The sequence below is a fragment of the Paenibacillus sp. SSG-1 genome, from assembly GCF_002224835.1.
Classification (GTDB): domain Bacteria; phylum Bacillota; class Bacilli; order Paenibacillales; family Paenibacillaceae; genus Paenibacillus_AQ; species Paenibacillus_AQ favisporus.
Window position 1 is genome coordinate 5,219,833 of sequence record NZ_MBRK01000001.1, and the last position, 26,504, is coordinate 5,246,336.

Below are 26,504 nucleotides of genomic sequence, written 5' to 3' on the forward strand. Positions count from 1 at the left end.
ACCTATCAAATTGTGCCTGTTTGTCCAGTCAAATCTATTCGTAAAAGCATAGATTGTTAATATAGGAGGTGATCATTATGTGTTGTAATCGAAAAAAAGTAATCGTCGTCAAGCTGCACCCCGGTCAAAAAGCTGTAGTCATCTGTAAGAAAAAGAAAAAGCATCGGCATGATCATTGGAAATTCTATTAATGCTCTCTGAAAGAACGCTCTTCGAGCGTTCTTTTTTGTTTCTCTCTCTCCCTGCGATGTTCTCCCTATGTAATGCTTAAGTACTCTTTGATGCCATCAACAATCGCTTGTGCTGCCTTATACTGAACGGTGTCCGACAGCATGGCTTGTTCATCCGAGACATTGCTTAGAAATCCGACCTCTAATAGAACCGCAGCCATATGGGTCTCACGAATCACCTGCAGGCTGGTGTTTTTAACGCCGCGGTCTTTCAGACCCATCGCCTGGACCAAACGCTTGTGGATCGCATCGGCGAGCTTTTTGCTGCTGCTCCGCTGATAATAATGGGTCTCTGTACCGGTTGCTTGCGGCGATTCCAGTACGCTGTTGCCATGGATCGATACAAAAACGTCCGCATTTAATGAATTGGCCAGCTGCACGCGTTCTGTCCGGGTAGGGTACACGTCGCTGTCACGGGTCATGATGACTTCAATATCGGGTTCCTTAAGAAGCAGTTCCTGCACTTTCAGAGCAAGCGCGAGGTTAAAGTCTTTTTCATGTTTGTTGCTGATGCTCGTCGTTCCCGGATCGCTGCCCCCGTGTCCCGCATCAATGACTACGATTTTTCTTTCATTCTCGTCGCCTGAAGACATGGGAGTCTGGGGATCGCTGCCCGTCCCAGATAGATCTATAATGAGCTGATCGCCGATAAACTCCTGATGATAGGAAGCCGGGTTACCCTGGCTTAATTCCACCACGACCCTGACTTGCTCGGGGTCTCTGCTAAATAGAGAATATCTGACTTCAGATACATCCGGCTGTCCGCTCACGTCCAATTTCCCCATCATGGCCGAATCCAGCGGCTGAGTCAGAGCCCCGAAGGTCGTATTGGGTAAATCAACAACGATTCGGGCGGGGTTGGCTAAAGTTGAAATCTTGGGCGTCACTTGGCCATCCATACGAATGACGAGCTGTTGGTTTAAATAATGGATCTGACTCACATGCGTCAACGGCTCTGTATTGTCTGCTTCGGATTCGGAGTTCGGAACTTTGCTTTGATCCGGGTTTTGAGGCGGGCTTGTCAGGTATACCGTTTTGTTGCGATTGTCCCAATTGACAGCCAGTCCCATTTGTTCGGTGACGAATCGGATCGGAACGACCACGCTTTGATTCATATTCCGGGGAGCCGTATCCAGCCGTACGAGCTGATCCGCGACCTTTGCCTCTTTTTTGCCGACGGTTAACATCATGGCTTTGGCGTTTTGCTGGATTGTAACGCTACGGGACCGTTGATCCCAGTTCACCTGAAACTTTAAATTTTCCGCCACCACCCGAAGTGGAATCATCATGGATTGATCAATGATCGAGACCTTCACATCAGCCGGCAGGGCCAGTTCCTGGCCGTCTAATACAATTTTGGATGGCTTGGATGCGGCACTGATTGAATTGGGGAGCAGAATCAGTAGAAACAAAGACAGGAACAGCAGAGACAAAAATTTCTTCATTGGGCACCTCTATTATGATTTGAACTTTCTATCATGATTCTAGTAAAAGCGACAAATTACCATTTACAATATATAACAATAAAAACGGAAAATAGTTGCGCTCGAAGTGAAAATGAGGTGAGTTCCTTCTATAGAATAAAAAAAAGATGACCCTCGAGAGAGTCATCTACCTATAAATCTATTTAAAAACTCTAGCAACCGTAATGATATATTCGACATCCCGTAAAGGGAAGTTTTGCTGTATGGTAACATCCTCCCCAGCTTTCACTCCTGGAATAGCAGGGTATGCTGGGCGGCTGTAGGAATCGGTAGCAAAACCGCCATACATTTTTCCGTAAGAAACGAGCGGATGAATATCTGCTTTTCCCTTCGGAATATCCTTCCCTGATTGATTATTAGCTGTAATTTTCAGAGCAAAGGTATCATACTTGGACTTTTCAATCGAATAACTTTTGATTTGGAATACGTTATCTATATTTGTACTCTTCAAATCATTCCCTTTAAAATCAGTAAACGGCTCGCCCACAAGAATACGATCATCATCCAGAACCAGCATCTGGAGTTTATTATCCCAGTGATAATCGAGGTTTGTTTCGTCTAGAAACAAGCGGATAGGCAATGAAATTGCTCCATTCTTCATCACTGGCTTCGTATCCATAACGTAATTTTTACCATCAATCTCTGCAAGATTGGAACCTACAACAAATTTAAATTGATGCTGCAGCCATTCGACCTGAGCGGTTTTGCTCTCGGGTAAGTATGAAACGCTCCCTCCAAATAATTCTTCGAGTGATCGAAGAGGAACGAGAAGCCGATTGTTCGAATCGATATAAGGAGCAGTAGGATGAGTATATAAAATATAAAACGGGCCTGCCTTTAAATACACGTGAGCACTTGAAGGAAGAGGCAGTACAGGAGATGCAGCCGACGCTTGATTTACATGGGTGACAAAAATCAATGAAATCGCACTTAGAACAAATAGAAGGATTTTCTTCAGCACAGAATTCGCCTCACCTTCGAGATCTTTCTCGTACAAAAACCAGCCGCCTTTAAACTAACCCTTAATAAACACAATCTTCACGCCAACTACCTGATTGTCTGAATTTACGGCTTTATACACCCCATACGCCCCGTCGCCCATGCCTGTCCGTGATACGACGCCGCCATCCATGACACCTGCTTCCTCCCCGCTCTCGGTGAGATCGCAGCAGGCGAAATACCATTCGGTATCTTGGTCCTGTTTACCGTCAGGGGCATCCGCATCCGGAATCCGGTGTTTGTCGATATCAAAAATCCCGGCCTGCCCGCTGTCCACTCCCGCCACAAAAGAGCACTTGATCCATTCCAGCGACGCTGCCTGTTCCGCCACGGAGTGATGGTAAGCCGTCAGCTTGGCATTGGCTTCGCCCCAGTCGCGAACCTCGACCTTCTCCACTTCTCCTACCCATGTGCCAGTTAAGGCCGATTCCAATACGCCCATAATAATCGTATCCCGATCCAATTCGTAACAAGGATCCGCTACGACCAATTGCCCGGAATTCACTTCAAAATTGCCTAGTTGAATGACCACTGAGGATACCTCCAATAACTGTGATGATTTGGGTTTATTGTAACATGTGTGGGGGAAAAAGCGTCTGTACTGATAGGATTTGTCCAAATGAAGCGTCCTGTTTGATGCTATTAAACTTAAAAAAGGAGATGGTATTTGATGAAGCGCCGTTCTTTTCTATCCCTTGCTGTGCTGACTGTTTACATCTTAGTCTTTGGTGCACAAGCTGTGTTTGCTTCAGCGGGCCCGGATTCCCGCGGAGTATACCGTCCTACGATATACATTAATGGGGACAAACAAACCTCAACTGCGGCAATTCCTCCGAGCGGATCAACCTTGGTTCCTTTCAGGGCATTTTTCTCGGCGTTAAAGATGGACGCTCAGTTTGATAATCAAACCAAAACTGTTACGGCTAAAAATAATGATACAACGGTTACGTTAACTGCCGGAAAAAAGATTGCTACTCTAAATGGCAAGGAAGTACAGCTTTTACAAGGTCCAGAACTTGTTGATGATGGTCTTATGTACGTAAATCTTCGGTTTATTGCTGAAGCTTTTGGTGGAAAGGTTCAATTTGATAAAACCAACCTAACGATACAAATTGATTTCCAGAATAAATGAATTAGTTAACAAAACCGCCTTCAAGATAATCAACCATATCAAAAGATATGTAGATTTAACTTGAAGGTGCTTTTTTGTGAGTTAGAAGAGCAACTCACCTAGAATGATTGTTAAGGACAACTGAAATGACTTTAAATTAGAAACAATAAATAGAGTAATGGTCTACCAATACCCATTTGATTGGAGAAAATTTATTCATCGGAAGAAGATCCCGGACTATTCACTGTCTGAATCTCACCGTTTGCAAATTCCTTAATAATCCGACCGCTATTTGTCTTGTATACAATGTATGTCCCATTTACTTTAGCCTCTAACCTTGCACGTTCACCTGTAAGTTTAATTAACTTTTGAAGATCTTGGATAATATCCATGGTGTATCTTCCTTTCCATAGGTTATTCATATTAACGCTATCATATCATAGCCTTCGAGATTCCATAGACGGTTTGGAACTAATCGTTTCCCTACCAAAAAAGTCTTGACCTGTGCCCGATACTTCCATGTAGGAGGTACCGAGTCACAAGCCAAGACCTTTTTATTCATAAATGTTACGATCAGGCGATTTCATTAGATAACCTTTAAAAAACCTCTTCATTCACCCAATCCATCAATTTTAACGGTTAAAGTAGTGCCCCTGTTCCAGATCCGCGATCAAACCAGGGTTCACGGGCTGCCATCCTAAGCGTTCCTGGGTCAGTGCGCTCGACGCCAGATTGTCGGTTGACGCGGCGAAGGCGAGCCACCCGAAGTAAGCGTCTGCCTCCTCGCGGGGAATGCTGCGCACCGGCAGGTTCAGGTGCCGGCCGATGATCTCAGCGATCTCCCGGAAAGGCACGCCCTCATCGCCAACCCCGTGGTACACGGCGCCTGCGGCCCCTTTTTCCAACGCCAGTCTGAACAGGCGCGCCGCATCAAGCTGGTGAACCGCCGGCCAGTGGTTAAGCCCCTCATCCACATACGCCGCAAAACCTCTCTCCCGCGCGATGCCGATCAGAGTCGGAACAAAGCCCTGCTCGCCCGGGCCATGCACGGACGGTGACAGGCGGACGACGGAAGCTCTCACTCCGCGTCCAGCCAGCGCGAGCGCAGCCTCCTCGGAGCGGCGCGGCGTAGACTGTGTCGACGCCTCTTCTTCCTTCCCGAGCCGCCCCGGCGTAAGCATCAGCGTTCCCGAGGTCGCCACGAATGGCTTTCCAGTACCCTCAAGTGCCTCCCCGATCGCCTCGATTGCCTTGCTGTCCGCCTCAGCGGCTGCCGCAAAATCCGCGAAGTCGTGTTTAAAAGCCAGGTGAATCAAGCCGTCCGCTGCGGCGGCTCCTTCCTGCAGGCTGCTAAGATCATCCAGGGAACCACGGTGCACTTCAGCCCCGGCAGCCGTCAGCGATTCGGCAGACTTTTCCGAGCGGGCGAGCCCGACGACTTGATGTCCTGAAGCAATAAGTTCGCGAACAACAGCGGTGCCGACAAACCCCGTTGCGCCCGTTACAAAGACGCGCATATTTTTTGTATTTTCCATATTGATCACTTTCCCTTCCTTGGTTCGTTTATTAAAATCGGTTGGCCAGCCAACCGCGGGTTTAGACGTACTTAGATTTGCGAGCCGCCGCCGTCAACGGGGAACTCGGCCCCGGTTGTGTAAGTCGCGTCGAACGCAAGGAATGCGACAGCTTTGGCCACCTCGCTGGGCTCACCAAAACGCAGCATCGGATTCTCCTGTCTCATTTGTGCCTTGGTCTGTTCCGCGGCTTCGGCCGGCATCGATCTGTCCAGAATGCCTGTGTCGATCGGACCGGGGCTGACCGCATTCACACGGATCTTCCGAGGCAGCAGCTCGCGGGCGAGACTGCGCGTCATGGAACGAAGCGCTGCCTTGCTGGCAGCGTATGCGCTGATCATCGGAATTCCAAGCACGTTCGCGACCGAAGTCGTGAGAACCACGCCGCTCCCCTCGTTAAGCAGCGGGACGAGCTTTTGCACGGTAAAATACGGCCCCTTGGTATTGATGGCGAGAACTTCGTCGTACACCTCTTCGGTAACGGACTCAAAAGGAACGAAGCGCGTCACGCCAGCATTTACGAACAAGGCGTCGATCGTACCAAACTCCGCCTTCACCCGGGTTGCCAGGGCTTCAATATCACTCAACGATGAGGCGTCACTCACGATAGCAACCGCGTTGTTCCCCAATTGTTTCAGAGCCGAATCGAGCGTGGACTGGGTGCGGCCGGTAACCAATACACGCGCTCCCTCATCCACCAGCAACTTCGCTGTCTTCAGGCCGAAACCGCTGCTTCCTCCTGTAATGACGACCCGCTTGCCCTCGTATTTCCCTTTTTCCACAGTACTCATCTTTTCACTTCCTCCCTTGGCTTAGAAGCTCATTTATTTTTGCAAGACCGATTATAGACCGGAAAATTAAATAAGTAAACAAAATTAATAAAAAAAGTTAATTTATTAATTTTAGTAAAAAGTGTTTGTGATCCCAGCGAAATCGTTATAATATGTTGTATAAGCACAAAGGAGGCTTCATTTCGTGAGAAAAGCGGTAAGCGCCGATCATTACATCGAGAAAATAAAACAGGTCATCCGAAAGAACAAGTTCAGCCAACTTAAAATAGACGATATCGCCAAATATATGGACATCAGCAAAGTGACGCTGTATAAGCATTTTTCATCCAAAGATGACATCATTCAGCAGGTTGTAGAGTATGAGATGAACTACTTACAGCAGGCCGATGCTGTGGTGAACGACGAAACCGTTTCTTATATCAAGCGTTTTCAGCAAACGTTTCTGCAATCGCTGATCTGCGTCATTTTTATATCCGATTTGTTCCTGGAGGACCTCAAGGAATTCTATCCGCGGTTATTTGAAAGTCTTGTCATTGCCCAGCAGAATCGGAATAAAAATCTGGAAGGCTTTTTTGAAGCCGGGATGGATCAGGGAATTTTCAACCGGATGAATGCAGTGCTGTCTTTGGTTCAAGACGACGCTACGCTGCGGCGGATTATGGAACCGACGTTCAGCATCCAGTGGTACGACCTCACCTTGAAACAAGCCGTGATGGAGTTTTACCGTATGAAAAAATATCAAATGATTCGCCCTGAGCATTGGGACAAGGTTGATGAATCCCAGATTGAGGATGAGGTCGTTAGAATTTTGCAAACCATATAATTCATCATTTTGTTCATCGTTCCAACACGACCTGATCCATGAACGCCAAAAACCCCGCTGGCTCGCGCCGGCAGGGGCTTTTTCACACTTTCTTCTATTGTTCCTCTAGGTTAACGATAATCGCGGTTAAGTCATCGTTTGGTTTATTATCCGCGGATGTCACAGCGTGCCAAGTTCATCATCCCGCTGCTCGAATGCTGGCAGGTGCCTTATTTTCTCCGGATTTCCTACGGCATAGATCGATTGAATCTTGTCATCCTTAAAAGAAAAAGAATACACGTACTGATCCCCATTATCCATCGCAAGCCGGAAGCCCGGTATGCCGTTGACAGAAACGAACGAATACGCAAATTTACCCTCATGCATTTTGAGCAGATTAAGCAGCAGTTTGGTAACCTGCTCGAATCCAATGACAGGCACCCGTGCCGCCTTGACCTTGCCGCCGCCATCGGAGATCATGACAGCGCCCTCGCTGACCAGTTCCAGTAATCGGCTTGTATTTCCTTGCAGAAGGGAACTGACGAAATCCCTCAGCTTCTCTTCGGCTATGTGAACCGGCAGGCTTTGCTCAGGATCCACCTGGATGCTCTTTTTGGCCCGGTGGAAAATTTGCCGGCAGTTCGCGGTGCTCTTGCCAACCATCCCGGCAATCTCGTCGAACGAATAATGAAAAATTTCGCGGAGGAGAAAAACGGCTCTTTCGACGGCACTCAGCTGCTGCAGGAGCAAAAGGTATGCCGTTGATATGGATTCGCGCCGCATATAGATCTCGGACGGGTCGGCCTCGGCGGCATCCAGCAAACCCATCAGAGGCTCAGGAAGCCAGGGACCGACATAGAGCTCCCGTTTCTTCGCCGAGGAACGGAGCAGATCCAAGCAGCGGTTGGTGACGATTTTGTACAAAAAGGATCGCTCATTTCGTATCGCATCAGGCTCCTCCAGCCGGCCATAACTTATAAAGGCCTCCTGCACGATATCCTCCGCGTCCATGACACTGCCCAGCATCCGGTAGGCATAGGATATCAGCGGTTTTCTATAGGCTTCATACAATTCTTCTATGCTCATGGGTCGCCCTTTCCTCGCTCTCCAGGGAGAGGATGTGCCGAACGGCTCTTTTCGCGCTCGCTGTCGCGGCGTCGGTTAGTAATTCCCCGTGCGAAGCCCAATCTCCTGCCACATACAGCCCCTTGATTTCCGGGACGGCGGGCCCCGGGTTCTCCTGACGGTTCAGGTGCATAAAATCGTGGCAAACCGTAATCTTCGGCAAATACTGCCGGACGACCAGCTCATCCCTCCAGCCTGGCTGCACGAGATCCAACGTTTGTTCGAGGTCTTGCAAATCCCGTTTAGGATCGCTTTCCAGCCCCTTGTATTTCATCACGGAAACGACCTGGTATCCATCGTCGCTAAGATCAGCAGCACGCGACTGGTTGGAAAGAAAGACCGTCCTGTCGATGCCGTACACGAATTGCTGATTCGGCTTCGGCAGGCGACGGAGCGCGACATCCAGGCACGCAGCCGTAATTTCGACCGCCTGCTCCTTCCAGGTATGAAGGGCGGTCGTTTCAGCTCCGGGTACCAGCTGGTGAGCGATCGTGGGCGATGCGGCGACGATGATGGAATTCGCTTTGATTGTCGTTCCGTCTTCGCAGAGCACATGCCGTACGGAGCCTTCAGCGTGCCCAATGGACACGGCATTGCTCTTCGAGAGCAGCTTCACGCCGCCATCCTCAGCCAGCTTGCCTAGCTCGTCGACCATCGCGCCCCAGCCCCGGTCAAGATACAGCACGCCCTTTAGGGAGTTCTGAAGCTGCCGCAGTACGGGACCCGCCGCCTGCAAATCCGGCGCTACCACGTAGCTTGCCGTGCGAAAAAGCGAATAAAACAAATGCCGCAGCATGGGGTCCTTGATATTCCCCTCCAGCCATTCCCGGAGACTGACCCGCTCGTACCGGAGCGTATCCAGTTTGCCAAGCTTCGCCAGCCAGGAGGCCAGCTCCACTTTCCCTTTCCAGGACAGCAGCGGCGTGGTAAAGAGCGATTTGACCCCCATCGGCATGGTCACTAGCTTCCCGTTCCAAATGCCGAGTGCATCGGTGGAAGGCTGACCTCCCTGCAAACTTAGCCCCAGCTCGCGGAAGGTCGCAAACGCATCGCCGTGATACAGGGCGTGCCCGCCCAGATTGAAGTATGCTCCCTTCTTTTTCACCGTGATGGCTCGCCCGCCGAGGCGCTCCTGCTTCTCGATCAGAATCGTCCGCTTTCCCGCCTTCGCCGCATACACCGCTGCCGTCAGACCTGCTATGCCCCCGCCAACTACCGCCACATCATAATCGTATTCCATCTCCATCTCGATCATCCCTTCCGGTGATTTTACCCGTATGACGGGGAGTGAGGATGGGATGTGACAACATCGGCCGGGAAATTTCTTTAACTATTTTTTGGCTGTACTGGCGTTCTTCAAACCCTATATCATTTAAAAAAGCGCCCTGGCGGGCGCGCTGCGGTGAACTCCTATTTTAATTGGTCCGTACGGGATTCAGCTCCAATCTCACGCTTTCAAAGACATATTTACAGCCTCGCAAGCATGGATGTAGGTTGTGTCAAACAGAGGAACTTCTGCGTCTTCCGGCTTCACCAATAGTCCAATTTCTGTACAGCCTAATATAATCCCTTCGGATCCAGATTCGATTAAGCCCTGAATAACCTCTTTATAATAATCTCTGGATTCCTGATGAATCTTGCCCAGGCATAACTCTTCGTAGATGATCTTGTTTACGGCCTCTCTGTCATCCCGATCTGGAACGATCACTTGAATCCCGGTCAGCTCCAAGCGTGATTTATAAAAGTCCTGTTCCATAGTGTACTTCGTGCCAAGCAGCCCAACCTTCTGAATCTGGCTTTCTTTGATTTGGGCTGCTGTAGCATCCGCTATATGCAAAATGGGAATGTTGATCTGGGACTGAATATCATCGACAACTTTATGCATCGTATTGGTGCAAATGACGATAAAGTCAGCGCCCCCTTTTTCCAAAGCGCGTGCGGTTTGGCCTAGCACTTCCCCCGCCTTTTCCCAGGCTCCTTCCGCTTGGTAACGTTCAATTTCTTCAAAATCAACGCTATATAACAGGCATTTCGCAGAGTGCAGCCCGCCTAACCTACTTCTTACTTCTTCATTGATCATTCGATAGTACAAAGCAGAAGATTCCCAGCTCATTCCGCCAATAAGACCGATTACTTTCATTTTATGCTCATCTCCATTGTCCTTGGTTTATCTTTAAAAATCAGCTCCGATTAACCTTCAATTCTGTAAAGTGAATGTGCAAAAAACGGCGGTCATCCCGCCGTTTTCAGTATACATTAGGCTGCTTAAGGACAATAGGAATTTTTCCATTCGTTCGGTGTTCCTTACTTCTGCTCTAACCTCAAAGAATCGTCAACCTTATTTCGTGGCAGCCGCCTTGGTTACCTCCACCGTACGCTTGCCGGCGTTCCATTTCACCTGCACACCCAGCAGATCGCCGAAATCCTTGATCGGCACGTAGAGCGAGCCGTTCAGCGTCGCCGGGGAGTAAGACAGTGCGGCTTGCTTCCCTTCTATGAGAGCAAAAGGGGAGCCGTCGGCGATCGAGAAAACGCGCGTTCCGTAGGTCACGGTCGTCCGCTTCGTCTTGGCGTCGTAAGCGACCTTGGCTCCGAGCGCTTCCGTCAGCGACCGGAACGGGATGAACATCCGGTTATCTGCCGACATGACGCCCGCTCCAACCCGCAGCGGAAGTGCCTTCCCATCCAGCGTGACCTTGGCATCCGACTTCGCGAAGGCTCCCGCCGCGCTGCCCCCAGCAGCGGGCTTCGCCAATTCGGAAGACAGCGGGTACGCATACAGCTGGCTCTCCGCCTGGACGAGCAGCATGCCGCCCTCAACCTGAAAAGCTCCGTAACTGCGCGCCTTCGTCTGCGCACGGAACAAAGCCTTCCCTGTCGAGACGTTCAGCGCATAGACGGTACCGTCACTCTGCCCGACGTACAAGCCGGATTGGATCATATCGACGCGGCTGGCCGGATTATCGGGGCCGTTATAATTCACATACGAACGATCCACGATTTTGCGCGCATGAATCCCGCGGCTGTCCTCGTCCAGGAAAAACAGCTTGCCGTTATAGGGGCCCGCGATAAACTCCCCCCGATCCGGTATCAATTCCGGCTTCACAACAGCGGGGTCGGCGTCGTAATTGAAGCGGAAGACGCCCTCGCCGGCAACGGTCGCATAGATGTTATTCCCTTCCATCACCACTTTGGATGTGGGATAGACCGGACTGCCATCAGCCTTTAAGGCAACAAACTTCTTGCTTGCCGTAATCTTGCCGGTCTTCACATCCACCTCGTCGATGTTCGCCGCAGTCTCCACATAATCGGAATCCGGCCATTGGTCCTGGAAATAAAGCTTATTCCCTTCCGACTTGAGAAGACCTGAATGGTCACCCGACAGCCGCCACAGCGTCTTGCCCGTGGCGGGATCAATCGCGTAAGTCGTATTGACGGTAATCGCTCCCGACTCCACGGCGCCCGAGAGCAGCGTCCCGCCCACGCGCTGAGGCAGGGACTTACCGTCCTGATTCCGCCATTTCTCCTTGCCTGTAGCAGGATCGACCGAGATGAGTGAACCGGCGGCAAAGACGTACAAGGTTCCACCGTCCACGGATATCTCGGGCGCATGCCCCGATGGAGCACGGTAGATGCGCGCGCCCTTGCCGGTCGCCTTATCGACCCGGTAAACCGAGCCGTCTTTGGCACCGACGTAGAGTTTCGTTCCATCGGTACTCGTGAGGGTTGCATAGCCAAGTCCCGTCCCGAACGACCACAGCGTCTTCCCGGTCGCGGCCTCCTTCGCGATCAGCTTGCCGCCCGCGATGTAGTAGACCTTCCCCTGCCCCGCTATAACGACGGAAGGATTGGAGGCGGACGAGTCCTTCGGCGCATCAAGCGCCGCCGTCCATTTCGGCTTGGCGAGCGGTATCGGATTCGTCAAATAAAATTCCGAGCCCGGGCTCGAATAACTTGCGTTCGGTCCGGAGGTTTGAGCCCACACGGACGGGCCTGTCCAGGCGCTCCCGAGCGTCCCGGCAAGCAGCAGCCCGGCAGCGGCCATAGTCCATTTTCGCATCATCGATATCCTCCCAGCTTTTAACGAAATTTACCTACTGTTTATGGACGCTGCGAGCCGGGGCAAAGTTACAAGGTTGGAGAATTGAAAAAGGCTGATTGGGGTTTCCAACCAGCCATTATATGCGCGGCACAGACTTGCCTTCCCTTTGAGATCGCCAAGGGGTGCATGAATCATTTGAACCCCGTAAAAGCAGATCCGGATTGCATATAGTACTTCTGCCCGAAAAAATAGAGCAAAATCATCGGAATCGCCATGATCGTCGACGCGGCCATCAGCTTTTCCCATTGCGCCCCGTGATCCTGCTGGAATCCCTGCAGACCGAGCGTCAGCGTCCACTTGGCGGCATCGTTCAAGTAAATGAGCGGTCCCATAAAGTCCGTATAAGCACCCACGAAGGTAAACAAGGCCACCGTCGCCAGCGCCGGCTTTAAGGTCGGCATAATAATTTGCGAGTAGATGCGGAACTCTGAGGCCCCATCCATTTTCGCGGCTTCGGACAGCTCCTTGGGGATGCCTAAGAGAAATTGCCTCAATAAGAAAATGTAGAACGGCGCGCCGAAAAAGGCCCCGATCGTCAGCGGCAGGATAGTGTTGATCCAGCCCAGCTTGGCGAAAATGATGTACTGCGGAATCAGCTGCACCTGTGAGGGCAGGATCATCGTTGCCAGGACGATCGCGAAAATGATCTTGCTCCCCACCCACGGAATCCGCGAGATCGAATAGGCCACCAGCGGGGAGGCAAACAGTTGCCCGATAATGCAAACGACGCAGATAACCAGGGTGTTCAGCATATAGTGTCCGAACGGCACCGTTTCGAACGCGGCCTTGTAATTCGACCATTGAAACGATTCCGGCAGGATGCGCGGCGGCAGTTCAAAAATTTCGTTCGACGACTTGAGCGAAGTGAACACGAGCCAAACGAACGGAAAGAGAAAAAAGAATGCAAACAAAATCAGCATCGTATGCGGAAAAATTTTCGTGCGAAACAGCTTGCCAGCGCTCATCCGCTATTCACCCCCGTAGTAGACCCAGCGTTTGGACGTTCTCAGGACCAGCAGCGTAATCAGCATGACGATCACGAACAGGATCCAGGCCAGCGCCGAGGCGTATCCCATTTTCAGATTGATAAAGGCTTCCTGGTACAAATTGACGGCATAGAACAATAACGACTGCCCGGGACCGCCGAGAGCGCCGCCGCTTGATTTGCCACCCGCCAGAATGTAAGATTCCGTGAAAATTTGAAAAGCCCCGATGAGTCCCATGATCAGCTGGAACAAAATGATCGGCGACAGCGCCGGTACCGTGATTCTCCAGAACCGGTGCCACCAGTTGGCGCCATCGACATGGGCCGCTTCGTAGTAGGTTTGCGGAACCCCTTGCAGCGCCGCGAGAAAAATGAGCGCCCCCGCGCCGGAACCCCAGAGCCCCATCAGGATCAGGGAAGGCTTGGTGAACCGGGGATCAAGCAGCCAGGCCGGATCGGGAAGATGCAGCCAGCGCAAGAAAATGTTGACCAGGCCGAAGTCCGGATTCAGCATCCAGGTCCAGAGCAGGGCGCTCGCCACGCCTGGAATAACGGCCGGAAGATAAAAGATCGTGCGGTAGTATCGGATGCCCTTCACCTTGAAGTTCAGCAGCAGCGCAATGAGCAGCGAGCTGAACAGCGTGACCGGAACGGATATGAACGCCATGAACAGCGTGTTGCTGATCGATTTATAGAAGCTGCGGTCTTTCATGATCGCGGCGTAATTGTCCATACCCACCCATTTTGGCGGATTGAACAGATCGTATTCCGTCAGGCTGAAGTAGAGGGAGCTGAAGAAAGGATACACGGTAAAAATCAGAAACCCGATGATCCATGGGGAAGCGAAGATCAGCCCCAGCCAAAAATAATGCCACTCCTTCCTCGTCCAGCCCTTTCTCCGCCTAGGCGCCGCTGAGGATATCGTTTCAATCATCTGCACGTCCTCCTCGTGATTGTTGGAATGCGGGCCCGGCCCAGAAGCGGACCGAGCCCGAATGCAAAGAACCGGATTATTTGACTAAAGGCTGAATTTTGTCCTTCACCCGTTTCAGCCCTTCGTCCAAGCCGACTTCCCCGCGCAGAATCGCGTTATACTGGTTCGAGAATTCGGTCATGTACTCCGTCGAAAAGGACGTAGCCGGGAAGGAATGCAGGTTTGGGCTGGAGGAATATTGTAAGAACTCTTGGAAGCCCGGCACCTCCTTATAGATTTCATGTGTCTGCAGTGAGGTTCGGGTCGGCAGATTGCCGATGGCCGCGGTGAACTCCGCCATCTGCTCCGGCTCGGTCATCCATTTCAGGAACTGCCACGATTCTTCCGGATGCTTCACGCCTTTCGGAATGTAAAATACGCTGGTCGAGACGTTGCCCGGGTCCTTCAGGCTCGGGTTGCTTTCATCGTACGGAATGGACGCAATGCCGTATTTCAGGTTCGGGGCGTACTGCTTAATGAACGTCGGCAGCCATTCGCCGTCGATCGTCATCGCGTATTTGCCTGTAAAGAATGGATTCTGCGGCGACATGTACTGCCCCAAGCCGGACGCGAAGCGATCGAGCTCCTTCGACCCGAATTGGTCCCAGATTCCTTTACCGAATTCCACGGCCTTCTTGACCCCCGCATCGTCCGGCGTGACCTGTTTCTTATCCGCATCGTAATAGGATCCGCCATAGGCATAGCTGAACGTATAGGCATCGACGCCGGGCCACAGGCCCAGCTGCTGCAGCTTGCCTCCATCCTCCTTGACGCTTAGCTTCGCAATGTACTCCTTGAGCTGGCCCATCGTCTCCGGCGGACCGCTAAAGCCCGCCTTCTCGAGCAGCTCCTTGTTATAGAAAAGCATTGAGACGTGCATCGCGATCGGTAAAGCGTACGTTTTTCCATTCGATTGGGAAGAGCTCAGTGCAGCAGGCACGAAGTCGCCGAGGTCGACGTTGTCCTTCTTGATGAAATCGTCCAGCGGCATCATGGCCCCGCGTTCGCCCCACGGCACGACGTCCTGACCGAAGTTGGACGCGACGTCCGGCGGGTTACCTCCGGTAATCGCCGTCAACTGCTTCTGGTAATCGCTCTGGGACAGCCCCTTTACCTGAATGTCCGGGTTGGCGTCATTCCATTTCTTGATCAATTTCTCGAGGGCTTCCGCCTCCATGCCGGTCCAGCCGTACCAGAAGCTCAGCTGCACTTTTTCTTTCGGGGCATCGCCGCCCTTCGCTTCGCCGCCTTCCTGGCCACCGCTTGCCGCATCTTTGCCGCCGCAGCCCGACAGGACCGCGACCAGCAGGAAAACCATCATGAGCCCCCATGTACTCCCTTTTCGCATCATGTCTCTTCCCTCCTTAATCTTGGGGCGGCAGCGCCGCCAATGCGCGCTTGCCGCCGTCAACTACCCACATGTTATCATGTAAGCGTTTTAGTTAATTTCACTATTGTCTCTAGTAATTGGATTATCGTTAAAACTTAAAATGGCTTGCCCATCACCTGTTTTCGGAACTGGTTTGGGGAAATGCCCGTGTATTTTTTGAAAATCCGGCAAAAATACGCGAGCTCGTTGAACCCCGTGGCATAGCATACGTCCGTGATGGACATGGACGGCCGCTGCAGCAGGACGAGCGCGTTGGATATCCGTAAATCGACGAGATAGCGGTTGAAGGTCTTGCCCGTCCACTCCTTGAACAGCCGGCAAATCGTCGGCTTCGACATGTTGGATATGGCGCAGATATGCTCCAGCTTGATATCTTCATGCGCATTCCTGTCGATGTATTCGACGACCTTGTTCATCGTGTCGCGGTACCTTTCGATTTTTTGGAATCCGGCCTTCACCAGCTCCCCGTTCACCTGGCGGATGATGATCGACAGCAGCTGCAGGAGGCTGGCCTTCAGGACGATTTCAAAAAAGGGCGTCCGCTCCTCGTATTCCCCGAGCATATCCTGCAGCAGGCCGCGGATTCTGCCGTCCGTGACGCCGTCGAAGGCGATCTGCGAATGCGGCGTGCAGTCCGACTGTGAGAAATGCCTCAAATACTCGGCGTCAAAAAATCTCCGCTCTCCCGAAGGATCCGCGAAGCGCTCGTTAATGAAGGACGGCATAAATTCGCAGCCGAGGATCTCCCCCTCTGTCTCGAAAGCCTGCACGCGATGCAGCGTAAAGGGGGGAACGAGGAACAAATCGCCTTGTCGGATCCGGTACTGCCGATTGGAGATCGTGTGCACGAATTCGCCTTTGGATACGTACCAAATCTGATAATAGTCATGGAAATGGGTGGACAGGCTGACGAGGGTGTTCATCCGGTACATCTTGCAGTGCAAATTCTCCAGCATCTCGAGCTTCGAATTGAAATAGATGACTCCAGCGCGGGTCAATCGATCGATATCGAGCTTTTTCATTCGGCACGACTCCTCTCATTTGATACGTAAGTACAATCTTTCCCCTCGCGAATCGCCTAGAATGGGATTCAAAAATCGAGGGAGGCTTGCACTTGCATGAAGACTAAAATCGCTTATTTGGATGGTTTAAGAGGACTGGCGGCCTGCGTCGTCGTGTTGTCCCATTTTTTTCAGGTCTTCGCGCCGTCTGTCTTCGAAGGAAAACCGGAGATCGCCCACTTTCCCTTTGAAGGCCTGGCCGCGCGAACGCCGATGAACCTGATGTTCAACGGCAACTTCTCGGTTTGTGTCTTTTTCGTACTGAGCGGATACGTGCTGAGCTGGCGCTATTTTCTCACGAAGGACAAGATGCATATTTACGCGTCCGCGCTGCGCAGGTTTTTCCGGCTCGCCATTCCGGCTTCGCTGTCCGTTTGCCTCGCTTTCGCGGTTATGCGGCTGGGCTGGGGATTTTATGACGACATCCGCCAAACGACCCAATCGTCGATGCCCGATCCGTTCACGGCCAGCCCCCGTGTACTCGACATGATCCGGGAGGCGCTGTACCACACCTTCTTCACTTATGGATCCGCTTACAATCCTGTGTTATGGACCATGACCTACGAGCTGCTGGGTTCCTTCCTCATCTTCGGGTTTCTGTTGACCCTCGGCCGCTTCAGGCTGCGGATCATCGGTTACGCCGCTCTTGCGGTGCTTCTCGCCGATTCCTATTACCTCGGGTTTGTGCTCGGCATGGCACTCAGCGACTTGACGTACAGCGGCCGCAACCGGCTGACCGCCGTTCTTCCGCCCTGGAGCGCTCCCCTGTTTCTGGGGGCCGGTCTGTATCTCGGCTCTTTCCCTTACGTGGGAACCCAAAACACTATTTACTCCATCCTGGTATGGAAAGGCTCGTCCACCTTTTCGTTCTTCGTGTTCTACCATACGCTGGGCGCTTGCCTGACCTTAACGGCCCTGCTCATCTCGCCCCGCCTCAAGTCGCTGTTCGGCCGGCAGCCCTTCCTCTACCTCGGCACGATATCCTTCTCTTTATACCTGGTTCACTTCACCATCATTTGCTCACTGGGTTCCTATCTGTTCTATCAGTTCCACCTCCTGTTCTCTTACGGCCTTAGCACAGTCCTCACCGTTATCCTAACAACTCCTTTTATCTTTGCATTAGCCCATCTTTTCTGCCGGTTCGTCGATGCTCCCACGCTGGCAACACTTAGTCCGTGGAGCAGGCGGGTCATGGATCGGCTGGTTCGGAAAAAGTCCGGCGGCATGCCGGTTGAAAAATCGAAGGGGATATAGCATTAGCTTCTGGCGTTTATGCGACGGAAAAAGGGAACAAAATTCTTAACATTGTGCAAGGTGGCCGCTGCGGTTACGGATCGTTCTTCCGATCGCTGTTGTCTCCAAATTTCTTGATTTTATATCACCAAAAGGTAGAAATTCGCAGACAAAGGCGAACGCTAACGCTTCTACAGATCGATTCCGTCCGTGATCGTTCGCTGGCCAACCCGTTCCAATGCAAAAAAAATCTCCGGAGACTCGTTTCCAGTGCCATCGTGCGCTAGGGCGAGTCTCCATGGAGATTGAATACTGCGCCCTATATTAATGTTCAGGCGCAACGCAAAGCAGCCATTCCCGTTCTCCGCGAAAATGGCTGCTTTGTTCTGTTCCTGCCGCCTACCGGCTCTCCGGCAGATCGATCCAGCGATACGGCTGCTTGGCGGCGATCCGGCCGTTTTCGATGATCGACATAATGGCGACCGTCTCGGCAGGCGGCACGCTCACCTGTCCTTTCTCGAAAAACGCCACCAGATCCCGAATGAAGCGCTGAAAATAATCCGAAACCGGCTGCACGACGCGGCAGGTACCGGAATCATAGTTGACGGCCATCATGAACGGACAGCCCGGACCCGGCTGCTGGATCGTGGCCTGCCGGCCGCCCGCGAACTCGATTAGCAGTGCCGGCGCAGCCTCCGTGCCGATGAACATGATGCGCTTCGCGTCTGTACCCATAAGCGCGACAACCGGCTCGATCTGGTGGATCGAGTAGTTCTCGAACGAGCCCGGGCCAAGGCTCGCAATCACCCGAATCCCCGCGCGCTCAATCTCCCCGTATTCGTCGGCATAACGCAGCGCGGAAGATGAATACAGCGGCGTGTGATGCTGCCTGGCCCGCTCGAACAGACGCAAGGCGGCTGCCCGGTCCGGGGCAAACGTCTTGTCCACGTACGTCGGTTTACCCGAGACGAGCGGCAGCTCCGCCAGCGCCTCATGCTGCTCCGGGTTGTCAGGCGACAGCACGATCAGATAGTCGCTTTGGGCGATTACCTCTTCGATCGTGTCGCACCATGCCACGCCATGCTTTGCGCACCATTCCCGATTGGTCATCCCATGCTCCGCGTCCTTAACCGCATACGCAAAGGCGACCTCCATCGCCCCGCCCGAGGCGTCCTTGATCCATCCGGGATATTGGTTGGCGTGCCATTCGTCCAGGAAATAGTCGATAAAGCCGATTTTCTTCATGCCTGCGCCACTCCAGCTTCCGTTAAGGAAATCTCGCGGCTTTCTTCAGAGGATTGGTAAATAGCCTCGATCATTTGCGCAGTCAAAATCACCGTGTCAATGTGCGACGACAGCTTTTCACCGGAATGGATGCCCGCGATAAAGCCGTCGATCTCCTCCTGGAACGCATTGGTCTTCGGATAGTTCGGCGTGCTTTCAATCAATGCGCCATGCTTCGCCGAATACAGGGTAAACTCTTGGCCGTACTGGAGGCGAATGCCAGCCTTGTCGCCGAGGAAATCGATGTACGTTTCTTCGACTCCGATGTTTTGCGCCCAGGCGCCGTTGACCGAAATCGACGGGCCTTCGGTCCGGATCATCGCTGTCACGAAGTCGTCGACGTCATAGCTGCCCGCATAGTTTGGAGGACCCGCCCACATGTTCAGGTAAGCGTAATTTTGCATGTCTTTGCCCAGCTTGGAGTACGCCTGCCCCGTCACCGTCTTCGGCCGTGGATCGCCCGCGCAGTACATGACGATATCCAGGTAATGAACGCCCCAGTCGATCAGCGCCCCGCCGCCGGCGACCGCCTTGGTCGTAAAATCACCGCCGAGCCCGGGAATGGATCGATGCGCGCGGAAGCTTACGACGACGTGGTACAGTTCGCCAAGCTCGCCGCTTTCGATCATCTGCTTGATGATGTTGACGCCTTTATTGAAGCGGTTGACGACGCCGATGTTCAGCGTCATACCGGTTTCGTGCTGCACCTTCTGCATCTCCAGCGCCTCCCGGTACGTCCGCGCCGCCGGCTTTTCGCACAGCACATGCTTGCCTGCGCGCATGCAGTCGATCGCGATTTGAGCATGAACGTTGTTCGGCGTGCAGATTGATACCGCCACCACGTCCGGGTCCTCCAAAATGACCTGATAATCCTCCACCGCCGTGCCGCAACCGTACTGCTCGACGGCTTTCTCAGCCCGCTCCTTGCGAATGTCGCAGAAATACTTGATCTCAGCATCCTTGTTCGCCATGTACGCCGGGATGTGCGCATTGTTGGCAATGGTCCCGCAGCCGATCACGGCTACAATCGTTTTTGACATAACCTGTTCCCTCCGATGGTCCTGAACCCGGTTAGGCAGATCCGGATTGCAGAGAATAGTTTGACCGATATACGATTCATAAAAAAAATGCCATCAGCCTTCTCAGCTGACAGCATTTCATTTGTCTATCGTTCACGGCCAACTTACCGACATGTTATCATGTAAGCGGTTTAGTTGATTTTACTATCGTATGGGAAAATAGGATTATCGTATCCGTTTATATACTCTTATCTACACATGCCGTCAGGCGCTTTTCGATATCCGATGCAATGCTCATCAAGGCGTCATTCTCTGCCAACCCGATCAATGCCGTTGGTTTCGGCATGCCGATCTTGGTTGTTCCGTTCTCCACGTACACAGCCAGCTTGCACGGCAGGAAATATCCGACCAATGCATCTTCAGACAATACCCGTTTAGCTTCAACCGGATTACAAACCTCCAGGATCTCATACGGCATATCGAACTCAACACCCTTTTCGTGAAGCTTCGCCTTCATGTCCAACCGCCAAAGGACGCCGAACTTTTCCGCCTTCAGGTTTTCCGTCAGAGCTTCAATCGCTTGTTCAATCGTTTTGTTCGTTTCAACCGTGTAATGAAACATCGCATGTCAGCCTCCCGTTTTTATCTCACCATTAGGTTAACTTAACCAAACATAAACATGGATATTACTTACGCGACAGTTTTCCGTTCCAGGCACCCAGACCGCCCTGTAGATGCGCCAGTTCCTTGTGCCCGTTTTTGAGCAGCATCTTCGCCGCGTTTTTACTGCGCATACCGCTGCGGCAGTAAAGGAGCACCGGTTGATCCTTCGGGATTTTAGTAAGCGATCCAGGCAGCTGGGACAGAGGCATGTTTTGCGCCCCGGCAATAAAACCTCCCTTAAATTCACCCGGTTCACGGACATCGATCAGCAGAGGTTTACCCGGCTTTTTCATTTCGTCACTAAACTCCTGTGCGTTCAGGCTCCGGAGTCCCTTAACCGGTTTTAACCTCGAAAATATAAACCATCCAAAGAGCACGATGATAACGAAATTGATGATTGTTCCTGTTTGCAAAGTTTTCACATCCTTTAGCTTTCGCTTGTTTCAGAAAAGCATGAGTTTATACCGTTAACAGCTGCCGGAACCCACACTTATGCTGAATACGGGCCATTTATATGGTTTTGCCGGAGGTCAGCGGACAACATCATTCCAGTCGTTCATGCCTCCCGTCATATTCACCACGTCAAATCCTTTTTCACTCAGCAATTCACAGGCAAGGCCGCTGCGATTGCCGCTGCGGCAAATCACGATAATCTCCTTCGACTTATCAAGCTCATGCAGACGTCCGGAAAGCTGCCCGAGCGGAATATGCTTGGCGCCTTCTAGATGACCCGCAGCCCATTCCTCGGGCTCGCGAACATCCAGCATATACAACTTCTCCCCATGATTCAGTCTTGATGCCACTTCCTGCGGTGTCGTTGCTTTGGGAAATTTGAATGCCATGCTGTTTCACTCCTTATCGATGTTATACATATACCCCTATAGGTATATTAGTTTCGATTTTCCCCTTTGTCAACTTTGGTAAGTCCCTATGAAGGAATTACCAGTGCTTAGAAAGCAAAATCAATGCCAGCTCATCAACTGAGCTGGCATTTTTAAGCGGAACCATAACCTTCAATCACCTATTTTATAATTAATCGGGTAAGCAATGCTTAGTGGTGACAAGACAACAAAAAAGCCCGGGATCGTCGTCCTCGGGGCTTATAACATTCATTTCTTTAGTTCATTCTATATATCGTTATTGGATTAGTAAGTTCAGTTTGGAAATAACCTCCGACAAGGTCGTCTGTGGAACTTTACAAATGAACACGGCATTCCGCGATTGCCAGTCAAGGCATTTGACCTGATCGGCAAGGATTACCCCCTCAATCGGCAAACTCTGCGGAATCATCACTTCAAAAGGGTAGCCCTTCCGTTTTGAAGTGATCGGACAAAACAAGGAAAGTCCAACCTTCCCATTATAAGCTGCTGGAGAAATAACAATTGCCGGCCGCTTACCAGCTTGTTCATGACCAGCTTGCGGATTAAACTGCAGCCAAACCAAGTCGCCACGGTCTGGTACATACTCGTTGGCTACCATGCTTCCCTACCTTCCGGGTCCCCCGTGGAGATCTCTTTATGAATATTCTCGGGTGTAACTTGGGTAAGGAGTTCCTCCAACGAGGACGACTTCGGTTTGATGATCAGATGTCCGTTTTCTACGTCAAGATCGACTTCAGAGCCTTCCTCCAGACCTACCTTCAATGCTAGGGATTTCGGTATGCGAATACCCAAACTGTTCCCCCATTTTTGAACCTGAAACATGGAAAACCGCCTCCCTCGATTGTATATACAAAGTATATACTTTATTTCGTAACGAAGTCAAATCGTGGGTTCGATATCGGTAAGGTGTCATCAAGTCCTGTACCTATGACCACTTCATCCCTTAGCCTTGGTTCATATTCAGTTCATAAAGCTGCTTTATGATCTTCCTATAAGGAGGAGATGAAATGAGTAGGATAAAGACGGATATTTTATCTGTGCCTGGAGCAAGTATCCACTATGAGGTGCGCGGGGAGGGACCTATACTTCTGATGATTCACGGAGGATGCGGTGATTCCGATGTATTTCAGGAGGTCGCGGACCATCTCGCCGATCAGTACACGGTCGTCACTTACGACCGCCGGGGCCACTCCCGCAGCAAACTCACCAATCCGGCTGAAGATTACCGGATCGAGACGCACAGTGACGATGCTCACCGACTCTTGGCCGCTTTAACCGATGAGCCGGCATACGTTTTCGGAAGCAGTTCCGGGGCTGTCATTGGACTTGATCTGACGATGCGCTATCCCGGACAAGTGCGTGTGTTGATTCCGCATGAACCGCCTTTGCTGGATCTTTTACACGGGGATGAACGATTACAGGCCAAGACGATTATGGAGGACCTAATCGCAGATCACCGCAAGTTAGGCTTATTTCCGGCTTTTATCAAGTTCACTTCAGCCATTGGACTTCGAGATGATGACGGCCCCAGCCCTTCTTCGCCGCCGAGCGATGAGCAAAAGGAACGCATGATTGCAAATATGGAATACTTCATGGCGAAGGAAGCTCCGGGCGTGCTCGGATATGCTTTCAAGCTGGAGCAGCTCCAAACTGCGCTATCTCATTCTACGGCACAAGTCCGCCCCGCTATAGGCAGTACCTCCAGACATTACTTTCCCGCCCGCTCCGCCGAAGGATTGGCAGAACGTTTGGAGGTAAACATTGCCGAGTTCCCAGAAAATCACATTGGCTACCAGGTTCAGCCAAAGTCGTTTGCCGAGCGGCTGAAAGAGGTTTTGAGCTCACTAGGGTAGTGTACGAAAACTTATTTTAAAGCCCGCCCTCTACCGCCACTACGCAAGAAAAGCCAAGAAGGTGATGTTCTCCCTCTTGGCTTTTTCCCACATCTTATATAAACAGATGAATGTCAGCGATAATAACGTTGGTAGCTGCGCCGACGTTGGACTAACTGAATAGCTATTTTAAGAGCCAGTTAACAGCCTCTAGTACATTTTCAGCTACAAAATCTGGAGCAGCTTCAAGCCATTCTCCAAAAAATTGATTATTGCGGTATTTGGCCAAGTCCTTCTCGCCAGAACCTGTTTTTACTAACACCTTGATACACCCTGCTCTTTGGGCAGCAATCATATCGGTCCACCTATCTCCAATAACAGCACAATTCTTCAACTCCAGATTGTTATCTACTGCTGCCTGAATGAGCAAAGCCGACGAGGGTTTGCGGCAGGTACAGCCCTCCTCATGTTGGTGCGGGCATATGAATACATGATCAAAGCCAAAGGAAGTTAGTTCATCCTGAAAGTCGCCAATCGTTGCATCTCCACGAGATATACCGGGTTGATTTGTAAAAGCGTAAATTGGTATCCCAGCACTCACAAGGACTTCAAACGATTGTTTGGAGAAAGGAAATAATTTAAAAGTACCGGGGTATATAACCTCTTCAGAACCACCAATAGTCCCATCCCTGTCAATAAATACAGCCTGAATTTTCCTCGAAGTTGACATGTGATCACCACCAAATTGTTCTTAATAATTCTCTTCTCGGTTATTATTTTATAGCTCAGTTGTGAGTTTTTTGACTATGTTTTTCCTCTACACCGGGGCTATTCCTGAAAGCTTTGATATCTTTAGATGGTGAAGATCCAAAAAGTCTGCGATATTCCCGGCTAAATTGCGAGACATTTTCATAACCAACTTCCATAGCTGCTGCAGTCACATGAATTGCGCCACCCAGCATAAGACGCCTGGCTTCATAGAGCCGAAGCTGCTTTTGATATTGTATAGGTCCTAATGTTGTTACGGCCTTAAACTTATGATGCAGCCCGGATACGCTCATGTTCGATAATTTTGCTAGTTCCTTTATGGTTAGCGATTGGGCATAATTCTCTTTGATCCATGCGATGGCTTTGCCGATCCCCTCGTCTTGCTGATCCAGCATGACTTGTTGAAAAAAAATATGCCCTGAATCCCCAGATAGCAGCCGAAAGATCATCTCGCGTTTCATCAGAGAAGACAAGTAACGATTCGCATCAGGTTTCTCAATTAACTTGAGCAGACGGTAAAAAGTTTCCACCAAACCTTCGTCGGCTGTCCCGACGTATGCTCCGGTATTCAAGTTTTTATTTCTTGGTTTAAAATCAAGGCCAGCCTCCATAACCACAGAAGCGATCTCTTCCATCATAAATTCAACGCGCAGACCAAAATAGGGTGATTGCTTGGTAGCCCCAATAATTTCTGCGGATGCCGGAATATCAATAACAGATACCAGGTAATCTCCAGCATGATAATCGATGACCTCATGGCCAAGATGAAGTTTTTTGGCACCCTGTAGAATCAGACAAATCGAAGGAGTCAAAACACCAGAAATTTCCGAAGTCTGCCGACTATACCGCATCGTCGTTAGAAACGGAATCATCGTTTGGGTACGCCCCTCGTCCAGGGTAGTCCGTTTCGCGATCTCCAGCATTTGATCCAAATACATTTTGGATTGGGGGCTTTCTGAATATAAGTGGTAGTACTTGATTTGCCGCTCTCCCACAATACTCACCAACTTTACTTTGATAGATCCTCAGATGCTCGTTGAAAACCTTTCTTGTAATCGTAACTTAATTCTGGATAAAGGCAAAGAACGGTTTCTATCATTTGCAGTTTTGAGCAAGTTTTAAGCAGAAACGAACTATTTCCATATATCCATTCAAGTCATAATGACCTTGAGATTAGAAAATCAAGAAAGAAGGAAATCACAATGCCGGAGTCCTCATTAATTACAACCCCATTTCATTCCGAATCGACAGCAAGCGATGTCGTTGCAGGGATCAATCTTGCGGGTCGCAGAGCTGTCGTGACGGGAGCTACATCCGGAATCGGCCTTGAAACAGCCCGGGCTTTGGCTGAAGCGGGCGCCGAAGTGACACTAGCTGTTCGCAATCTCAATGCGGGAAAGCTCGCAGCCGAAGATATTGCTGTAACCACGGGCAATCCACTCGTTAAGGTAATGCCATTAAATCTTACCGATCGATCCTCGATAGCCTCATTCGTTGCTTCATGGAGAGGGCCGCTGCACATCTTGATCAACAACGCTGGTATCATGGCAACGCCCGAGACGCGAACTCCTGAAGGCTGGGAGCTTCAATTCGCTACCAATCATTTGGGACATTTCGCTCTAGCCACCGGACTTCACAATGCTCTAGCTGCAGCAGATAGCGCTCGCGTGGTCTCAGTTAGTTCAGCGGGGCATCTCCGCTCGCCGGTGGTGTTCGATGATATTCACTTCCTGCGCCGTCCCTATGACCCGTTTCTTGCCTACGGCCAATCCAAAACAGCTAACATACTATTCGCCGTGGAAGCTTCAAAACGTTGGATCAATGAGGGTATCACAGCAAATGCTTTGATGCCTGGCGGTGTGCGAACTCCGGGAGTTGACCGTATACAGATCACTCCCGAGCAGATCGAAAAGCTAAACGAGACTAGAACAGGCTATCCGGAAATCATCTGGAAGACCCCTCAACAGGGAGCCGCTACTTCCGCGCTATTGGCAACGTCTCCCTTGTTAAACGGAATCGGCGGCCGATATTTTGAAAACTGCAACGAGGTCGGACCTCGTGTTGGAGAAACTCAGTCGAGGCTCGCCTCTTACGCAATGGATCCCGACGCGGCTGATGAATTGTGGAATGTGTCTATGGAATGGATCAATAGCTAATGAGTCACTAGCCTACTTCATACAAAAAGACCCCTTTACTA

General features: G+C 51.1%; 28 protein-coding genes. 5 read left to right on the forward strand and 23 right to left on the reverse strand.

All coding sequences use genetic code 11. From position 1 onward, the window contains the following. Nucleotides 1–256 precede the first annotated feature (256 nt). The 3 genes from BCV73_RS24015 to BCV73_RS24025 form a co-directional block, all read right to left on the reverse strand. Nucleotides 257–1,675, reverse strand: a complete 1,419-nt coding sequence (locus tag BCV73_RS24015; RefSeq protein ID WP_089548809.1) for an N-acetylmuramoyl-L-alanine amidase family protein — start codon at nt 1,673–1,675, stop codon at nt 257–259. 178 nt (nt 1,676–1,853) lie between these two features. Beyond that, entirely contained in the window at nt 1,854–2,711 is an 858-nt protein-coding gene (locus BCV73_RS24020) for a copper amine oxidase N-terminal domain-containing protein (protein ID WP_089548810.1), read from the reverse strand. An 18-nt stretch (nt 2,712–2,729) separates the two neighbouring features. Beyond that, a complete protein-coding gene (locus tag BCV73_RS24025; protein WP_089548811.1) occupies nt 2,730–3,245 on the reverse strand; it encodes a DUF4241 domain-containing protein in 516 nt (171 codons plus the stop codon). Nucleotides 3,246–3,383: 138 nt separating this feature from the next. Between BCV73_RS24025 and BCV73_RS24030 the strand changes: the two genes are divergently transcribed. Continuing rightward, nucleotides 3,384–3,845, forward strand: a complete 462-nt coding sequence (locus tag BCV73_RS24030) for a copper amine oxidase N-terminal domain-containing protein (protein WP_089548812.1) — start codon at nt 3,384–3,386, stop codon at nt 3,843–3,845. A 191-nt stretch (nt 3,846–4,036) separates the two neighbouring features. Here BCV73_RS24030 and BCV73_RS24035 read toward each other — a convergent pair whose 3' ends face one another. From BCV73_RS24035 to BCV73_RS24045, 3 genes are all read right to left on the reverse strand, one after another. Continuing rightward, the gene (locus tag BCV73_RS24035) at nt 4,037–4,216 is read right to left on the reverse strand and encodes a hypothetical protein (protein WP_089548813.1); all 180 of its coding nucleotides are present in this window, start codon (nt 4,214–4,216) and stop codon (nt 4,037–4,039) included. A gap of 240 nt (nt 4,217–4,456) precedes the next feature. Further along, nucleotides 4,457–5,341 carry an SDR family oxidoreductase gene (locus BCV73_RS24040; RefSeq protein WP_089550385.1) on the reverse strand — a complete coding sequence of 295 codons (885 nt, stop codon included), beginning with the start codon at nt 5,339–5,341 and terminating at the stop codon, nt 4,457–4,459. 89 nt (nt 5,342–5,430) lie between these two features. Beyond that, on the reverse strand, nt 5,431–6,189 hold the full coding sequence (locus tag BCV73_RS24045) for a glucose 1-dehydrogenase (protein WP_089548814.1): 759 nt from the start codon (nt 6,187–6,189) through the stop codon (nt 5,431–5,433). 184 nt (nt 6,190–6,373) lie between these two features. Between BCV73_RS24045 and BCV73_RS24050 the strand changes: the two genes are divergently transcribed. Beyond that, nucleotides 6,374–7,012 (forward strand): TetR/AcrR family transcriptional regulator, encoded by a 639-nt coding sequence (locus BCV73_RS24050; protein WP_089548815.1) that lies wholly within the window; start codon nt 6,374–6,376, stop codon nt 7,010–7,012. A 159-nt stretch (nt 7,013–7,171) separates the two neighbouring features. Here BCV73_RS24050 and sigJ read toward each other — a convergent pair whose 3' ends face one another. From sigJ to BCV73_RS24090, 8 genes are all read right to left on the reverse strand, one after another. Further along, the gene (sigJ, locus tag BCV73_RS24055) at nt 7,172–8,077 is read right to left on the reverse strand and encodes an RNA polymerase sigma factor SigJ (protein ID WP_089548816.1); all 906 of its coding nucleotides are present in this window, start codon (nt 8,075–8,077) and stop codon (nt 7,172–7,174) included. Next, on the reverse strand, nt 8,055–9,356 hold the full coding sequence (locus BCV73_RS24060; RefSeq protein WP_256992974.1) for a phytoene desaturase family protein: 1,302 nt from the start codon (nt 9,354–9,356) through the stop codon (nt 8,055–8,057). Before BCV73_RS24060 ends, sigJ begins: the two co-directional genes overlap by 23 nt. 207 nt (nt 9,357–9,563) lie before the next feature. Next, the gene (locus BCV73_RS24065) at nt 9,564–10,256 is read right to left on the reverse strand and encodes an aspartate/glutamate racemase family protein (protein ID WP_089548818.1); all 693 of its coding nucleotides are present in this window, start codon (nt 10,254–10,256) and stop codon (nt 9,564–9,566) included. 198 nt (nt 10,257–10,454) lie between these two features. Then, nucleotides 10,455–12,176: an outer membrane protein assembly factor BamB family protein gene (locus BCV73_RS24070; RefSeq protein ID WP_218828181.1), complete on the reverse strand. Its 1,722-nt coding sequence runs from the start codon at nt 12,174–12,176 to the stop codon at nt 10,455–10,457. Nucleotides 12,177–12,349: 173 nt separating this feature from the next. Next, complete coding sequence (locus tag BCV73_RS24075) at nt 12,350–13,183, reverse strand: carbohydrate ABC transporter permease (RefSeq protein WP_089548820.1); 834 nt, start codon at nt 13,181–13,183, stop codon at nt 12,350–12,352. Nucleotides 13,184–13,186: 3 nt separating this feature from the next. Continuing rightward, nucleotides 13,187–14,137, reverse strand: a complete 951-nt coding sequence (locus BCV73_RS24080) for a carbohydrate ABC transporter permease (protein WP_089548821.1) — start codon at nt 14,135–14,137, stop codon at nt 13,187–13,189. 76 nt (nt 14,138–14,213) lie between these two features. After that, nucleotides 14,214–15,527: an ABC transporter substrate-binding protein gene (locus BCV73_RS24085; protein ID WP_089548822.1), complete on the reverse strand. Its 1,314-nt coding sequence runs from the start codon at nt 15,525–15,527 to the stop codon at nt 14,214–14,216. 134 nt (nt 15,528–15,661) lie between these two features. Further along, entirely contained in the window at nt 15,662–16,588 is a 927-nt protein-coding gene (locus BCV73_RS24090; RefSeq protein ID WP_076173907.1) for a helix-turn-helix transcriptional regulator, read from the reverse strand. A 96-nt stretch (nt 16,589–16,684) separates the two neighbouring features. Between BCV73_RS24090 and BCV73_RS24095 the strand changes: the two genes are divergently transcribed. Next, a complete protein-coding gene (locus BCV73_RS24095) occupies nt 16,685–17,881 on the forward strand; it encodes an acyltransferase family protein (RefSeq protein WP_089548823.1) in 1,197 nt (398 codons plus the stop codon). Between the two features lie 378 nt (nt 17,882–18,259). Here the strand turns inward: BCV73_RS24095 and BCV73_RS24100 are convergent, their stop codons facing one another. The 7 genes from BCV73_RS24100 to BCV73_RS24130 all read right to left on the reverse strand — a co-directional run bounded on the left by BCV73_RS24100 (nt 18,260) and on the right by BCV73_RS24130 (nt 22,529). Beyond that, complete coding sequence (locus BCV73_RS24100) at nt 18,260–19,105, reverse strand: Gfo/Idh/MocA family oxidoreductase (protein ID WP_089548824.1); 846 nt, start codon at nt 19,103–19,105, stop codon at nt 18,260–18,262. Next, nucleotides 19,102–20,184: a Gfo/Idh/MocA family protein gene (locus tag BCV73_RS24105; RefSeq protein WP_089548825.1), complete on the reverse strand. Its 1,083-nt coding sequence runs from the start codon at nt 20,182–20,184 to the stop codon at nt 19,102–19,104. Before BCV73_RS24105 ends, BCV73_RS24100 begins: the two co-directional genes overlap by 4 nt. Nucleotides 20,185–20,401: 217 nt before the next feature. Beyond that, nucleotides 20,402–20,785 carry a DUF302 domain-containing protein gene (locus BCV73_RS24110; RefSeq protein WP_089548826.1) on the reverse strand — a complete coding sequence of 128 codons (384 nt, stop codon included), beginning with the start codon at nt 20,783–20,785 and terminating at the stop codon, nt 20,402–20,404. Between the two features lie 64 nt (nt 20,786–20,849). Next, nucleotides 20,850–21,248 (reverse strand): rhodanese-like domain-containing protein, encoded by a 399-nt coding sequence (locus BCV73_RS24115; RefSeq protein WP_343219997.1) that lies wholly within the window; start codon nt 21,246–21,248, stop codon nt 20,850–20,852. 108 nt (nt 21,249–21,356) lie between these two features. Beyond that, nucleotides 21,357–21,668 carry a rhodanese-like domain-containing protein gene (locus tag BCV73_RS24120; RefSeq protein WP_089548828.1) on the reverse strand — a complete coding sequence of 104 codons (312 nt, stop codon included), beginning with the start codon at nt 21,666–21,668 and terminating at the stop codon, nt 21,357–21,359. Nucleotides 21,669–21,963: 295 nt separating this feature from the next. Continuing rightward, a complete protein-coding gene (gene mazF / locus BCV73_RS24125) occupies nt 21,964–22,305 on the reverse strand; it encodes an endoribonuclease MazF (RefSeq protein ID WP_089548829.1) in 342 nt (113 codons plus the stop codon). After that, a complete protein-coding gene (locus BCV73_RS24130) occupies nt 22,299–22,529 on the reverse strand; it encodes an AbrB/MazE/SpoVT family DNA-binding domain-containing protein (RefSeq protein WP_089548830.1) in 231 nt (76 codons plus the stop codon). Before BCV73_RS24130 ends, mazF begins: the two co-directional genes overlap by 7 nt. Nucleotides 22,530–22,714: 185 nt before the next feature. Here BCV73_RS24130 and BCV73_RS24135 point away from each other — a divergent pair, with 185 nt between their 5' ends. Then, nucleotides 22,715–23,560, forward strand: a complete 846-nt coding sequence (locus BCV73_RS24135; RefSeq protein WP_089548831.1) for an alpha/beta hydrolase — start codon at nt 22,715–22,717, stop codon at nt 23,558–23,560. A gap of 163 nt (nt 23,561–23,723) precedes the next feature. Here the strand turns inward: BCV73_RS24135 and BCV73_RS24140 are convergent, their stop codons facing one another. Both BCV73_RS24140 and BCV73_RS24145 read right to left on the reverse strand, forming a co-directional pair. Then, nucleotides 23,724–24,269, reverse strand: coding sequence for an HAD-IIIA family hydrolase (locus BCV73_RS24140; protein WP_089548832.1), 546 nt, complete (start codon nt 24,267–24,269; stop codon nt 23,724–23,726). Nucleotides 24,270–24,324: 55 nt separating this feature from the next. Further along, nucleotides 24,325–25,311: an AraC family transcriptional regulator gene (locus BCV73_RS24145; RefSeq protein ID WP_256992975.1), complete on the reverse strand. Its 987-nt coding sequence runs from the start codon at nt 25,309–25,311 to the stop codon at nt 24,325–24,327. A gap of 198 nt (nt 25,312–25,509) precedes the next feature. On the opposite strand from BCV73_RS24145, the gene BCV73_RS24150 reads away from it, so the two are divergent. Next, nucleotides 25,510–26,463 carry an SDR family NAD(P)-dependent oxidoreductase gene (locus BCV73_RS24150; protein WP_089548833.1) on the forward strand — a complete coding sequence of 318 codons (954 nt, stop codon included), beginning with the start codon at nt 25,510–25,512 and terminating at the stop codon, nt 26,461–26,463. Nucleotides 26,464–26,504 lie beyond the last annotated feature (41 nt).